13 protein-coding genes and 1 other RNA gene are annotated in these 14224 nt (G+C 45.5%); 7 read left to right on the top strand and 7 right to left on the bottom strand.

Features of this window, described 5'->3' with window-relative positions; genetic code table 11:
• Positions 1-31: 31 nt before the first annotated feature.
• Entirely contained in the window at positions 32-625 is a 594-nt protein-coding gene (locus WCG05_03620) for a hypothetical protein (protein MEI8321081.1), read from the bottom strand.
• Between the two features lie 104 nt (positions 626-729).
• Between WCG05_03620 and WCG05_03615 the strand changes: the two genes are divergently transcribed.
• Together WCG05_03615 and WCG05_03610 are read left to right on the top strand one after the other, a co-directional pair.
• Positions 730-2025, top strand: coding sequence for an RsmB/NOP family class I SAM-dependent RNA methyltransferase (locus WCG05_03615; protein MEI8321080.1), 1296 nt, complete (start codon positions 730-732; stop codon positions 2023-2025).
• 87 nt (positions 2026-2112) lie between these two features.
• Positions 2113-3315 (top strand): hypothetical protein, encoded by a 1203-nt coding sequence (locus WCG05_03610; GenBank protein ID MEI8321079.1) that lies wholly within the window; start codon positions 2113-2115, stop codon positions 3313-3315.
• Between the two features lie 152 nt (positions 3316-3467).
• On the opposite strand, the gene WCG05_03605 is transcribed toward WCG05_03610, so the two are convergent.
• The 3 genes from WCG05_03605 to plsY all read right to left on the bottom strand — a co-directional run bounded on the left by WCG05_03605 (position 3468) and on the right by plsY (position 5497).
• Positions 3468-4487, bottom strand: coding sequence for a hypothetical protein (locus tag WCG05_03605; GenBank protein MEI8321078.1), 1020 nt, complete (start codon positions 4485-4487; stop codon positions 3468-3470).
• A gap of 31 nt (positions 4488-4518) precedes the next feature.
• Positions 4519-4862: RNase P RNA component class A (rnpB, locus tag WCG05_03600), an RNA gene on the bottom strand.
• 41 nt (positions 4863-4903) lie between these two features.
• Positions 4904-5497 (bottom strand): glycerol-3-phosphate 1-O-acyltransferase PlsY, encoded by a 594-nt coding sequence (plsY, locus tag WCG05_03595; protein MEI8321077.1) that lies wholly within the window; start codon positions 5495-5497, stop codon positions 4904-4906.
• 113 nt (positions 5498-5610) lie between these two features.
• On the opposite strand from plsY, the gene WCG05_03590 reads away from it, so the two are divergent.
• Positions 5611-6480 carry a peptidylprolyl isomerase gene (locus WCG05_03590; GenBank protein ID MEI8321076.1) on the top strand — a complete coding sequence of 290 codons (870 nt, stop codon included), beginning with the start codon at positions 5611-5613 and terminating at the stop codon, positions 6478-6480.
• Between the two features lie 123 nt (positions 6481-6603).
• Positions 6604-7215 carry a hypothetical protein gene (locus WCG05_03585; GenBank protein ID MEI8321075.1) on the top strand — a complete coding sequence of 204 codons (612 nt, stop codon included), beginning with the start codon at positions 6604-6606 and terminating at the stop codon, positions 7213-7215.
• 43 nt (positions 7216-7258) lie between these two features.
• Here the strand turns inward: WCG05_03585 and parE are convergent, their stop codons facing one another.
• From parE to WCG05_03570, 3 genes are all read right to left on the bottom strand, one after another.
• Positions 7259-9229 carry a DNA topoisomerase IV subunit B gene (gene parE / locus WCG05_03580; GenBank protein MEI8321074.1) on the bottom strand — a complete coding sequence of 657 codons (1971 nt, stop codon included), beginning with the start codon at positions 9227-9229 and terminating at the stop codon, positions 7259-7261.
• A gap of 77 nt (positions 9230-9306) precedes the next feature.
• Positions 9307-10110 (bottom strand): MBL fold metallo-hydrolase, encoded by an 804-nt coding sequence (locus tag WCG05_03575; GenBank protein ID MEI8321073.1) that lies wholly within the window; start codon positions 10108-10110, stop codon positions 9307-9309.
• Positions 10107-10961 (bottom strand): TatD family hydrolase, encoded by an 855-nt coding sequence (locus WCG05_03570; protein MEI8321072.1) that lies wholly within the window; start codon positions 10959-10961, stop codon positions 10107-10109. The genes WCG05_03575 and WCG05_03570 overlap by 4 nt, the downstream gene beginning before the upstream one ends.
• A 248-nt stretch (positions 10962-11209) precedes the next feature.
• Between WCG05_03570 and rpsL the strand changes: the two genes are divergently transcribed.
• Genes rpsL through fusA form a run of 3 tightly spaced genes read left to right on the top strand, consistent with a single transcriptional unit; the run spans position 11210 to position 14144 of the window.
• Positions 11210-11581: a 30S ribosomal protein S12 gene (gene rpsL / locus WCG05_03565; protein MEI8321071.1), complete on the top strand. Its 372-nt coding sequence runs from the start codon at positions 11210-11212 to the stop codon at positions 11579-11581.
• Positions 11582-11592: 11 nt separating this feature from the next.
• On the top strand, positions 11593-12063 hold the full coding sequence (gene rpsG / locus WCG05_03560; protein MEI8321070.1) for a 30S ribosomal protein S7: 471 nt from the start codon (positions 11593-11595) through the stop codon (positions 12061-12063).
• A 5-nt stretch (positions 12064-12068) separates the two neighbouring features.
• Complete coding sequence (fusA, locus tag WCG05_03555) at positions 12069-14144, top strand: elongation factor G (protein ID MEI8321069.1); 2076 nt, start codon at positions 12069-12071, stop codon at positions 14142-14144.
• Positions 14145-14224 lie beyond the last annotated feature (80 nt).

Below are 14224 nucleotides of genomic sequence, written 5' to 3'. Positions count from 1 at the left end.
AGCCTTTTTCTTGGATGGATTATTCTTTGAATCAAGAAATATTCTGCTGTGTAAATAAAGGATCAGGGATTTGCTGAACAGCTTGTTTTTTCTGATCAAAAACGGGAATAGCTTGTGACAGTTCTTGTAGCCCCTGCACAAACTTTCCCATAGCATAACTTGAAATCAGCCAGGATTTTTTGATGTCATCTAAAATCTTGCTTCTGTTTGTATCGCTAAGAACAGGCAGCCCTTGTGTATATAAAGTCATGGTTGTATCTATCATTTGTTGGGTTGTATCCAACAGATTTTTTGCTTTTTCGATTAGACCATCCATGTCTTTACTGCTTAAGTTTCTCAAAATAGTGGCGCGACTTTGGGATAAGGTCATCAGTTTTTTTGTCATATCTGTGGCCGTTGCCATGGCATCTGAGTCTGAGGGAGAAGCATAATTACTGGGGCTCCCACCTTGATCGCTGCCATTATTATAGGATTCAGGGCCGGGATATTGGCCATTGGGATCACCTTGAGGGGGGCCGTATTGGTCAGGATTGCCATAAGTTCCTTGAGGCGGATACCCTGGGGCAGCAAAAACATTTGCTGACAGCATTAATCCTGTACCCAATAAAAGAAAAAGAAATTTCATAGTGCCACCCCTTATTATGATTAAGTCTATTATCTAGGGTGCCCTTCTGAGCGTCAATAGAATTATTTTTTTCCCATTTCCCTAAAATAATGCTACATAACAGTATGACTCCAGGTTCACGCGTTCATTCGCTTATTGATATTTTGACTTTCTTTTATGACACGGCCTTGCCTGCCGATGTGGTTCTTGTGCAGTTTTATAGAGACCATCGCTTTATGGGCAGTGCGGATCGCAAGTTTATCAGCCAGCATTTCTTTAATTTTTTCCGCAATAAGGGCAAGTTAGATGGTCTGGCCCGGTTGCAGGGTTTTAAGTCGACCCCTTATTCAGAAATCATGGCTTATTTTTTCTATGTGGAGAGGGCTTCTATGCTGGATTTAGAGGAATGGGGGAAAGATAGCTCCTATTCTTACGGCGAAATTCCCATTATTGTGCAGCAGTTTATGGAATGGATTCGGTTGCAGCAGGATTTTGAATTTACGAAAGCTGAAACGTTGAATGTCCCCGAATTCTTCTTGCCCCTTTTAGAGCAGCGCTTTTCTGATGACTTGGATGACGAACTGCAAGCCTTGAATCAACCGGCCCCCTTAGATCTGCGCGTGAATACTTTAAAGGCAACGCGTGAACAGGCTATTGAGGTTCTGGGTCGCACGTTTACTCTTGAAACAACCCCTTATTCCAACTTGGGGCTTCGATTACAGGGGCGCCCCCCCGTTACGTCTCATGTTTTATATGAACAAGGTTCCGTTGAGATACAAGACGAAGGCTCCCAACTGATTAGTTTGCTCTGTGGGGCCAAGCCTGGCATGAGTGTGTTAGATTTATGCGCAGGCGCTGGGGGCAAGACCCTGGCCTTGGCAGCGCAGATGGAAAATAAGGGACGCTTGTTTGCCTGTGACGTAAATGAAAAGCGATTGCAAAAAGCCAAAGAGCGTTTCAAGCGAGCCGGCATTCATAATGTGATTTTTCATGTATTAGCTGAGGGCGATAAGTGGGCCAAGCGCCACGCCCAAGCCTTTGATTGCGTTCTAGTGGATGTCCCCTGTTCCGGTACGGGTACTTGGCGTCGAAATCCAGATGCTCCCTGGCGCACAACGTTGGAAAGCATTGAAAAGGTAACGATTCAGCAGCAGGCTATTTTACAGATGGCAGCAAAACTTCTGAAAAAAGGCGGCCGGTTGGTTTATTCTACTTGTTCTTTGCTGAAACAAGAAAATGAAGAACAAATTGAAAAGTTTTTAACGAATAATCCTAAGTTTTCTCTGCGCCCCATTCCTGATCTGTGGAGTGAAGTTGGGACCGATCAGCCCTATAAGGGACACCCGGATTACGCCGTCTTTACCCCGAAAACATATGGGACGGACGGGTTTTTCGCGGCGGTTCTAGAGAGAAATGAATAATATCCCATTACCGTCACCCTTGAACAAAGACTAAGAAAGGCAGTGGGGAGGAGGGGCGAAGAATCCATATAATTTTAAGGGACTAAAATGTACACAAAATTTTTATATATAATTCTTTTGGGACTGATCGTAACTCAACAGGCCTATTCTGCTGGCTCTGGCGCATTGCCTGAAGATCAATCTGTTTCTCATGGAGAAACCCCAAAGCTGATTGATCCAATTCAATCAGAGGGATTATATCTTGTTCTATCCAATGACGACCAGAGGACCTATTCTGAATATATAGAGCTGGGTAGAGTATTGCGCTCATCTCATAACCCAATAGATGTTTATGCAGAAAGAGCAGACCAGGTGCTAACCATCACTCAAAAAGAGTATCCGCCCGCCGACCAAAGTCCACTTTTGAAATTGCTTCCTTTCTTTGTGAATTTGAAAACTTTATCTTTAAGAGCTTTCTATTCAGGAGTCTCAGGTGATCGAACGGTCAAAGTTAAAGAACTGGAGTCCATTCTTGGGATTCTACCCTCTCTATCTCAGCTCGAAGTTCTAAGACTAGAGTCGTTTTACATAAGCGATGATCATGCCAAGAGCCTTGTTAACGCTCTTGCCAAAATGCATAACTTGCAAGATCTTCAGTTATGCTGGAATGATATCGATATTGCTGGGGTTGAGGCTATTACTGGTGTTCTCCCCCAAATGCCTAACTTGCTGGGTCTGACTTTATGGGACAATGACATTGATGCGGCTCGTGTTGAGGCGCTTGCGGTCCCTATCTCGAAAATGCCCAGCTTGAAGAGACTAAACTTAGCGGGCGGAGAGATTGGTACTACTGGTGTTGAGGCGCTTCCCCAAATGTTCAGCCTGCGGAATCTGCAGTTACGTTATAATATCTGTGCTACTGATTCTAAGGTCCTTGCAGATGCTCTCGTCAAAATGACCGGCTTGCAGATTCTAGGTGTAAGAGACAATAAAATTGGTGATGCGGGTGTTGAGGTTCTTGCTAAGATTCTTCCCCAAATGCTCAATTTAGAGAATCTAGATTTAGAAGGAAATAACATAGGGAATACGGGTGTTGAGGCCCTTGTAGGTGTTCTTGACAAAATGCCCAAATTGCAGAGACTAAGCTTAGAGGACAATGAGATTGGTGATGCAGGTGCTGAGGCCCTTCTGAAGATCATACCAACATTAACTCAGCTGCAGGTTCTCGTCTTATGTGAGAGTAAGATAAAAGACGCTCTTAAGATACAATTAAAGGCTTGCGAGCGCCGAGGATTGCAGATCTGCGTTTAAGTGCTTGTATTTTTTTGTCTTGAGCCGGGGTCCATAGGGTGCGGCACGCACCCCCCGCGGTCACTCCAAAAAAAGTAAGGCGTGGGTCCTCGGGTCAAGCCCAAGGAAATCAAGAAAAAAGAGGCCCGAGAAAATTAATTGGGAAGAGGGATTTACAGTAAACTTCCGATTTCTGATCCAATAGACCCACCTGAGGAGGATCCTCCAATGGTAGAAGTGCTGGTGCTTCCAGGTGTTACGCCACCATTGATGCCGGATGCGTTTATGGTTCCGGGCGTCATACCGCCGCCTATAGCTGTTGCATTTGTTCCCATAGCGCCCATAGGGCTGCCCATTCCCATGCTGCTGCCCAGTCCCATAGCCATACCGCCACCATAAGGGTAACTTGGGCTGCCGTAACCGCCGGCCATACCATCCATAATCATACCACCGCCCATGCCGCCACCAAAGCCGCCGCCCATGCCATAGCCGCCGGGGCCAGCACTGCCCATAGGGCCATAACCCATGCCGCCGTAACCACCACCACCGCCCAGAAGACCGGACAGACCACCCATTGCACCGCCTTCAAGTCCACCCAGAAGGCCTCCGCCTGAAGCAACGCCTGCTATAGCACCCCCAATTCCGCCCAGCAGACCATTTACCAAGCCACCGCTACTACTTCCACCGCCTGAAGGCGCATAAAAGCGATGAGGTACAGGAATTGCCCATCCTAAGGTTACATTGTTGGCGCCACTGCACGAAGGGTAAGACCCACCACCCGGCATGGTGGAAACACCACCACCCCAAGGCCCCATGGTGTTGACGCCATAGCCCATGACTACAGCGCAATAAGAACTCATTTGGGGATTTTGGTTTGCTGCCATTACTTGCATGCATAGGGTTGAGGCCCCCTGACACATGTTTTGGTACTGAGGGCTGGACATACCGCCAGGAACAGCGGCTAAATTCGCACACTGGGCTAAGGTGGCTGCAGGTCCATACCCATAACCATAGCCCCCACCACCGCCTAATACGGCGCCTGCAACGGTTTCAGCTCCAGAAGCGACAGTGCTTAAAGCGCTCTTAACAGAATTTAGCCAGGATGCGTGAGAAGTTACAAAAGAAAAAAAGATTAAAAAACTCAATGCCCTTACAAAAGAGAACTTTGTTTTTCTGTTGCCATTTTTTTTCATGTTCCACGTTCCCAGTTAGACCTAAGAATATCAAATCAGATGGTCTATAAGCCGGGTTTTGTCCCCTTTCAGGGGGCTATCATTCCTCTAGCGCTTTTGTTACCAAAAGCGTCATGCAACCTACCCGAGTAGCACCCAAAAGCCGGTAACGCTACTCCTATTTGGTCTTGCTTCAAGTGGGGTTTACCCTGCCATTTCTGTTACCAAAAACGCGGTGCGCTTTTACCGCACCATTTCACCCTTACCAACAAGTTGGCGGTATATTTTCTGTGGCACTTTCCCTAAGGTCGCCCTCGCTGGATGTTATCCAGCACTTTGCTTTTGTGAAGCCCGGACTTTCCTCTTCATCACTGAAGCGATAGCCCAACCATCTGATAGTTCCAATTTGCCCTATTCTGGGTTTATTCACAAGTTATTTATTGTTTAGAGATTTTAGGTTCTTGTCCGCGGATAAGTCGACCAATATTTTGCCAATGTTTGGCGATGACAAGAGTGCTTAGAATAATGCACAAGGGCAGGGCGCCATGATAGTTCCAAATCCAAACGGTAAAGGGGATTAACAAACCTGTTAAAATGGCAGCTAAAGAGGAATAATGGAATAAGAAAGCAAAGGCCATCCAAGCTAAAATCGCTTGTATGCCCAAAGGAAAGGAAAGGGCGAGTAGAACGCCCAAATAAGTTGCAACCCCTTTGCCGCCTTTGAATCCTAGCCAAACGGGGAATAGATGGCCTACAACAACGGCTACGCCACAATAGAGTTCAATGTTAAATTTTAGGCCAATATAAACGGCCACGTAGGCTTTTAATACATCAAAAATTAGGGTAAATAAGGCCAACACTTTATTTGCAGATCGCAACACATTGGTTGCCCCAATATTACCAGATCCTTTTTGACGAATGTCTCCATGACCAAAAAATTTTGACAAAAGATAGCCTGCGGGAATGCTGCCTAAAAAATAGGCCCCACAAACAAGGGCAAATTGACTGAAAGATAAATCTAAAAAGTTCATTCCTAAAGCTTATCAAGGCAGGATTTTTTTTCAACAATTTTATTTTTATTTTTCCCCTTGAGCTTCTGATTAAGTTCAGGCATGATTCATTGAAAATAAAAGGAGCTTTACTTATGAAAACAATACTTAAATCAATTATCTTAACGGCTATTATTTTTGCGGCAGCATCTGCTGAATCTAAAGATGTAGTGGTTGCCCGCGTTAAAAATAAAACTGTAACTCTTAGTGCTATTAAAAATTTGCACGAAAAAAACCAGATGGAACAAATTAGAAAGGCTCCATTTGATGCGGTTTTCCGCCCCTTGCGTGACCAGAAAGTTCTAGAGCTTTTGTTGGAAGAAGCGAAATCAACAGTAGATCTTTCTGCGGACGAAGAAGTTTTGAAGCTTATGGAAGAAGCCCGTCGTGCGATCGAACTTCAACTCTTTTTGAAAAGAGCTATCGAAAAAAGAATCACGGACGCTAAGCTGCGTGGTCTTTATACAGAGTTGACTCAAAAAATGAAAAATCAAAAAGAGCTCGAAGTCAGCGTAATCGTTGTTTCTAATGGTTCTCAAGCTGAAAAAGTTTTGAAAGAACTTAATGCAGGAAAAGACTTTGGTAGCGTTGCTGCTGAATACTCTCTTGAGCCAGAAGCTAAGAAAAACAAAGGTAATGTGGGATACTTGCTTGAAGCTGCCATCGGGTCTGCTTTGGGGGAAGACGTTCTTTCTGCTTTGAAGACTTTAAAAGATAACGTTCATAGCAAGAAATCTATTGCGATGAAAGATGGTAAGCATTTAATTGTTCGTCGCGGTAATTCTCGCGCAGCAGTTATACCGCCTTTCGATCAGTTAAAGCCTCAGCTTAAGAACTTGTATGCTCAAAAAGCTTTGATGGAATATGTGGATGAACTTTCCAAGCAAATTGACTTGAAAGTATACACAATGACCGGAGGCGACGACGTGTTTAAGAGCTTATCCAGCGCTAATCAGCCTGCTTAAGTAGTAGACTTGAAATTCAAAGAAGGCCTGGGAGCATGCTCCTGGGCTTTTTTTATAGGATCTCTATATTAATCAATCTTCTTAATTGATTTTACCGTAGATGATAGTTAAGCTAGACAAATCATGAATAGAAAAATTCTTATAATACTTAGCATTTTGGGGGCTACGTCTAGCCAAGCAAAACCTGATTTTAAAGGAGATTTTAAAGGAGATTTTAAAGGAGATTTTCAGGGGGTGTTCGCAGGTCTTGTGGGGGGGCTAGAAATTACGCACCTTTCCGTGAATAACCAGTTATTTGAACGGAGACAACTTTCTGTGGGGCCTGCGCTAGGGGCTGGGTTGACCTTTTCTGACTATTACTTGGGACTTGAAGGATCTTGCGTTCAAAACAGTGTGCTTCTTGTAAAGCCTAATCAAAAGTTAAGCAAGAAATCCACTTATCACGGTATGATTCGGTTTGGTAAAGTTATTCATGACAATTTTTTGCCCTTTGTGGGGCTTGGGACTGGACTTATGCGCTATAAATATCAAGGACCTGCACATAACACTTCTTTAAGGTTGAACACGACTGATGCCAACTTGGGTGTGGATGCGTTCGTAACGCCCTATTTTCTGATCCGGTCGTCCCTTAGATACACGGTTGCAACCTCGTTCCATAAGGGAGACCCAACCCTGTCAACGGGCAAAAAGCCCCGAATATTTTCTTTAGAGGTCGGTGCTTTTTATAAGTTTTAGACCTCGGGTCAAACCCGAGAAAAACAAAAGGGAGGGAAGTTCTCTAAATATCCACTTCTTTCACGAACTGGGCGTTCTTTTGGATAAAGTCGTACCGGTTTTCAGGTTTTTTACCCATCAAATCTTCAACAAAAGATTCAAGTTCTGCTAGGTCTTTATTTTCAAGATCCTCAAGGTGGATTTGTAGCAAAGTGCGCTTTTTCGGATGCATGGCTGTTTCTTTTAGTTGAGGAGCATTCATTTCCCCTAACCCTTTGAAACGGCTGATTTCTACTTTTGCATTGCTTTTGAATTGGGTTTTCAGCAAATGGTCTTTTTCTTCGTCCGTGCGCACGTAGAAAGAGTTCCCTCCCTGGGACAAGCGGTACAGGGGCGGTTGCACAATATACAGGTGGCCCTGTTCAATCAGGGGGCGCATTTCCTTATAGAAAAAAGTCATGAGAAGAGAGGCAATGTGAGCCCCATCCACATCCGCATCCGTCATGATGATGATTTTTTCATAGCGCAGTTTTTCGCCGTCAAATTTGTCGCGGGTGCCGCAGCCCAGGGCTTTTTCCAAATCTTGAATTTCTTGGTTGCCCTTCATTTTGTCAAAGGTCGCATTCGCCACGTTCAGAATTTTCCCCTTCAGGGGCAGAATAGCTTGGGTTTGACGGTCGCGGGCTTGCTTAGCTGACCCCCCTGCCGCGTCACCCTCAACGATGAATATTTCGGTCCCCTTGGGTGTTCGTTGGGAACAATCTGCCAATTTTCCGGGCAATCTTAGGCGTTGGGTGGGAGATTTCCGATTCTCTTCCCTCTCACTTTTTTGTTGTTCCCGTAGTTCAACCACGCTAATAAGGCTGTTCAATAACAGTTGAGACGTCTCCATATTGCGGCTAAGCCAGTGATCAAAGTGATCCTTAACAGCATTTTCAACTAGCTTGGACACATGGGTGGACGTAAGCCGTTCCTTTGTTTGCCCTTGAAATTGGGGATCCTTAATAAAGACAGAAAGAAGACCAATGGCGCTTGCAAAAAGGTCATCCCCTGTAATCTTAGTGGCCTTTTTGTTTTTGACTAGCTGACCAAAGTCCCGGATTCCCTTTAAAAGAGCAGATTTAAAACCGGACTCATGAGTCCCCCCCAAGGGCGTTAAAATGGTGTTACAATAGGAATGCAACAGAGAATCTCCCGACTGAATCCACACGACGGACCATTCGGCCCGGCCTTCTTTCCCGGGAAATTGAACAGTTCCCTCAAAAGGAATGGTTAGCAGCTGGCAATCGCCGGACAGATCTTTCAGATAATCGGCAATGCCGTTGGGAAAATGAAATTCATCTTTTTCGGGTGCTTGGGTAGACGCCAAACTGGCATCGCAAGACCATAAAATGCGCACGCCCTTGTGCAGATAAGCTTTTGACTTAGCCATCTTGTACAGGGTAGGCAGTTTAAAATGAATGTGGTCGCCGAAAATCTCAACATCCGGTTTAAAGGAAATGCGAGTTCCCGATTCATTGCTGGGGTTGGCGGAATGGGTCAGCTTTGTGATGGGATTTCCCTGTTTATACTCTTGCCGCCATAGTTTTTTATTGCGCCAAACCTCGGCGATCAAATGTTCAGATAAGGCGTTCACCACAGAGATACCAACCCCATGAAGGCCCCCGGCGGTTTCGTAAGCTTTTTGCGTGAACTTTCCCCCTGAGTGCAGGGTTGTTAAAATGACTTCCAGGGCAGATTTGTCAGGAAATTTGGGGTGAGGATCAACAGGAATGCCGCGGCCATTATCAGTTACCGTGACATAGCCATCTTCACCAATATGCAGCTGAATGGTACTGGCATGGCCCGCAACAGCTTCATCCATGGCATTGTCGAGCACTTCAGAAACCAGGTGATGCAGGGCTTTTTCGTCAGTTCCTCCCACGTACATGCCTGGGCGCCGCCGGACGGGCTCTAGGCCTTCTAGGACCTCAATATCCTTGGCGGAATAGGTATCTGACTTTTTCGTCTGTTTTGTTTCAATAAGTAAATCCATAGGGGTATTATAGCTAAACTTCGATAAAATGATACCCCCTTTCCGTCATCCCTACAGTGCTCTTGATGATGGGAAAACTAGAGTTTTCTCTCTTCCCCGCTTTTAACCATAATTTCCAGCCCATCATAGGCTGGTTCCACATGACTGGGCAGTTCAGCTTTCAGTTGGTCATAATCTAAGTCCTGAGACATGTGGGTCAGTATGGCGCGGTCTGGCTTGACCCGTTCTATCCATTCAAGGGTTTGAGTCAAGTGGCTGTGGGTCAGGTGGGGAACGCGTTTCAGGCAATCTACAACCCAGACTTTCACACCCTCTAGCACCTGAAAAGATTCCTCAGGCATTTTGACCACGTCGGTGGAGTAGGCAAAATCCCCTATGCGAAAACCCCAACTTTCTGTAACGCCATGGTCTTGAAGAAAGGGCTGAATGGTTAACGATCCAACGGTAAAGGATTTATCCGAAAAAGGATGGGCCGAGAAAAAGGGCAGATAATGGGCGTTTTGAGCATGGAACGCATAATCAACAGATTTTATAACGTTCTCAAAAGTTTTAGGACTGGCATGAATGGGCAGCAGTTTATCCTGAAAGCGGCTCAGGGCGCCCAGTTCGTCGAGTCCACGGGTATGATCCGCATGCTCATGGGTCAACAGAATGGCATCCAGGGCATCAACCTTCGCGGTAAAAAGTTGGGCGCGGGCATCGGGGGAGGCATCAATCAGCAGGCGGGTAGTGCCGTCTTCAACCAGAATGCTAGAGCGTTGTCGCCGATTTTTAGGATTGTCCGGGTTGCATTTTCCCCAACCAAAGCCAAGGCAAGGCACCCCCCAAGTGGGGCCGCAACCCAGAATGCGTACTTTTAAGGGGGCGGTTTTTTGGGTCATGAGGCCTTTGAAAATAACGTGAAGAAATTATGGCTGGTGATTTCCCCCAGTTTTTGGGTAGACATATCCAACAGGTTCGCAATGGCCTCAGCCGTGTAGACTACATAGGAAGGCTCATTCCTTTTGCCCCGATAGGGCATGGGGGCCAAGTAGGGAGAATCCGTTTCAATCAGCAGCCGATCCTGGGGGATTATTTTCACAATTTCCCTTAAGGCCTCGGCATTTTTAAAGGTCACAATGCCTGAGATCGAAATATAAAAGCCCAAGTCCAAACAGTCTTTTGCGAAGTTTTCTGTGCCTGTAAAACAGTGGATGACTCCCGGATTGGCGGCCAGTTTGTGGGATTTTAATATGCTGAGAATATCCTCTTCCGCATCCCGGCTATGAATGATCAGGGGCATGTTGAGCTCATGTGCGGCTTGAATATGGTGGAGGAAGCTTTCTTGCTGGGCCTTGCGGTCTGTGTGCTCATAATAATAGTCCAGGCCCGTTTCACCAAAAGCAACGGCCTTGGGGTGCTGGGCGAATTTTTTCAGCGCTGCACCCGTGGGGACGCCTTCCTGTTGCACATCATTGGGGTGAACGCCCACACTGTGATACACATGGGGGTGATCGTCCGATATTTTCTGAAGCCCCGGGACTGCAGACAAAAGGGTTGAAATGGTCAGCAATCGCTGAACATTCATGATTTTTGCCCGGTGCAGAATATCGGCAAAGTCTTCCACAAATTTGGGATCATCTAAATGGCAGTGGCTATCAATAAACATAATGGTCTCTTTCTTGAGGCCATTTTTCCATAGAAACGGGCTTAAGGCAAATTGTTTGTTGGCAGAAATAAAAGGTAGTTTCACGAATGCTTCATTTTTTAAGCCTTAATATGTAATTTTTTTTAACTCAGCTCTTGACGAATCCGTAAGCACATAATATGATGCGGCCTAATTCTTGAATAGATGTTTGGGAATTCCTATGATATCCATGGGTTTTTAATGGATTTTAAGGCTATGATGGGGGGCGAGAAAATTCTTCTGGCTTTCTTTTTGTGCTTTCCATATAAAAGATCAGGGAGTTGTGGTTTTTGTAATTTTTAAAGGATATTTATATGCCAACGATCAATCAATTAATTCGCAAGCCTCGGAAGCGGCCTGTTGAAAGAAATAAAGCGCCAGCGCTAGAGGCTTGTCCTCAACGACGCGGCGTTTGTACGCGTGTTACAACAAAGACGCCAAAGAAACCAAACTCGGCTTTGCGTAAGATTGCGCGTATTAGATTGACGAATGGTCACGAAATCACTGGGTATATTCCCGGGGAAGGTCATAATCTTCAGGAACACTCCGTTGTGTTGGTTCGTGGGGGAAGAGTGCCAGACTTGCCAGGTGTGCGTTATCACATCGTGCGTGGGGCTTTGGATACTCAAGGTGTAAAAGATCGTAAGAAAAGACGTTCTTGCTATGGTGCAAAACGTCCAAAATAATGAGGGTTTAAATGTCACGTCGTCGCGCTGCGGTTAAAAGAGAAGTTCTGCCGGATCCAAAATTCGGAGACAAGGTTGTTACAAAGTTTGCCAATAGTCTGATGACTTGTGGTAAAAAATCTGTTGCTGAAAAAATTCTGTACGGTTCTTTTGATATTGTTCAGGAAAAAACAGGCCGTAACTGCCTTGAGGTATTCAAGGAAGTTTTAGAAAATGTTCGCCCTTCAGTAGAAGTGCGTTCTCGCCGTGTTGGCGGAGCCACTTACCAAGTTCCCGTTGAAGTGCGTTTTGCGCGCTCTCAAGCTTTGGCGATTCGCTGGGTTATTGAAATGGCCTCTAAGCGTGGTGAAAAAACCATGGTGGAGCGTTTGGCTGGCGAATTTATGGACGCTGTTAATGGTCGTGGGGCTTCTGTTAAAAAACGCGAAGATACCCATAAAATGGCTGATGCAAACCGTGCTTTCGCACATTACAGGTGGTAGAATAAATGGCTCGTCAAACCCCTTTACAGCGCTATCGTAATATTGGAATTATGGCCCACATTGATGCGGGCAAGACAACAACGACTGAGCGTGTTCTATACTATACAGGGCGTTCCCACAAAATTGGGGAAGTGCATGATGGTGCAGCCACTATGGACTGGATGGAACAGGAACAAGAACGCGGAATCACGATTACCTCTGCGGCAACAACTTGTTTTTGGAATGATTACCGTATTAACATTATTGATACACCTGGGCACGTTGATTTCACCATTGAAGTCGAACGTTCTTTGCGCGTTCTAGACGGCGCTGTTGCTGTGTTTGATAGCGTGGCGGGGGTTGAGCCTCAGTCCGAAACCGTTTGGCGTCAGGCTAACAAATATGCTGTTCCTCGTATCTGCTTTGTCAACAAGATGGATCGTATCGGGGCCAACTTCTATCGCTGCGTTGATATGATGAAAACCCGTTTGGGGGCTGTGCCTTTGGTTTTGCAGTTGCCTGTGGGAAGCGAATCTGAATTTTCCGGTCTCATTGATCTGGTAAAGATGAAGTCTATTCGTTGGTTAGACGAAGCTTTGGGAGCTAAGTTTGTTGAGGAAGAAATTCCTGCGGATATGTTGGAAAAGGCTAAAGAATACCGGGCTGCTTTGATTGAAGCAGCGGTTGAAATGGATGACCAGGCTTTGGAAAAATATTTAGAAGGCGAAGAGCCCTCTGTTGAAGTTTTGAAGCGTTGTATTCGGCGTGGAACCGTTGAATTCAAGTTTGTTCCTGTTTTGTGCGGAAGTGCTTTCAAGAACAAGGGTGTTCAGCCTTTGTTGGACGGCGTTGTTGACTACTTGCCTTCGCCTTTAGATGTTGGGGCTGTTAATGGAACAAATCTAAAGGGTGACCAAGAGATAACACGTAACCCTGATGATGCTGAACCTTTCTCAGGTCTTGCTTTCAAAATCATGAATGACCCTTTTGTGGGAACTTTGACGTTCGTTCGTCTGTATTCAGGTACCCTAAAAACAGGAGATCATGTGATGAACTCTATTAAGGATGACAAAGAACGTATTGGCCGTATGCTTTTAATGCATGCGAACAGTCGCGAAGATGTTAAGGAAGCTCATGCGGGTGATATAATTGCCTTGTGTGGAATGAAGTCTGTGACCACAGGGGAAACTTTGTGTGATGTGTTAAAGCCAATTATTTTGGAAAGAATGGAATTTCCTGATCCAGTGATCGAAGTTGCAGTTGAACCCAAAACAAAGGCAGACCAAGAAAGAATGTCAGTGGCTTTGGGTCGTTTGGCAGCAGAAGATCCTTCTTTCCGGGTGAGCGTTGATCAAGAATCTGGTCAAACAGTGATCAAAGGAATGGGAGAGCTCCATCTTGAAATCATTGTGGACCGTATGAAGCGTGAATTCAAGGTAGAAGCAAATGTGGGCGCTCCTCAGGTTGCTTACCGAGAAACCTTGACAAAATCTGCTGATATAGATTATACCCACAAGAAGCAATCCGGTGGAGCAGGGCAGTTTGCTAGGGTGAAGTTCACTTTTGAACCCTTATTGCCTGGTGGCGGATATGTCTTTGAAAACAAAGTTGTGGGCGGATCTGTGCCTCGGGAATATATTCCTGGCGTGGAAAAAGGGCTTATGTCTGCGCAGTCTTCTGGGCCGGTTGCGGGATTTCCCGTTATTGACTTCAAGATTACCCTTACGGATGGGGCTTATCATGATGTGGACTCAAGCTCTCTAGCCTTCGAAATTGCTTCTAGAAACGCTTTCAGAGAAGGTGTTCTAAAGGCAGCCCCTCGATTGCTTGAACCGGTTATGAAGGTTGAAGTGGTGACCCCTGAGGAATATATGGGCGATATCATTGGTGATCTGAATAGTCGTCGCGGGCAGATTACGGGAATGGAACCCCAAGCAAATGCACAGGTTGTATCTGCCATGGTTCCTTTGGCCAATATGTTTGGATACGTTAATAACTTAAGATCCATGAGCCAAGGTCGTGCACAGTATACGATGTTATTTGATCACTACGAACAAGTTCCGCCAGCTGTGGCTGAACAGATAAAAGAAAAATTAGCGTAATTTAAAAAGAAAGAAAGGACCGAGTCATGGGAAAGGAAAAGTTTGAGAGGAATAAGCCGCATTGTAACATAGGAACAATC

The organism is Alphaproteobacteria bacterium (assembly GCA_037146715.1).
GTDB lineage: Bacteria > Pseudomonadota > Alphaproteobacteria > UBA7879 > UBA5542 > JBAWWO01.
The sequence above is the reverse complement of the archived record's forward strand: the minus strand, read 5'-3'. Positions and strand labels throughout refer to the sequence as shown.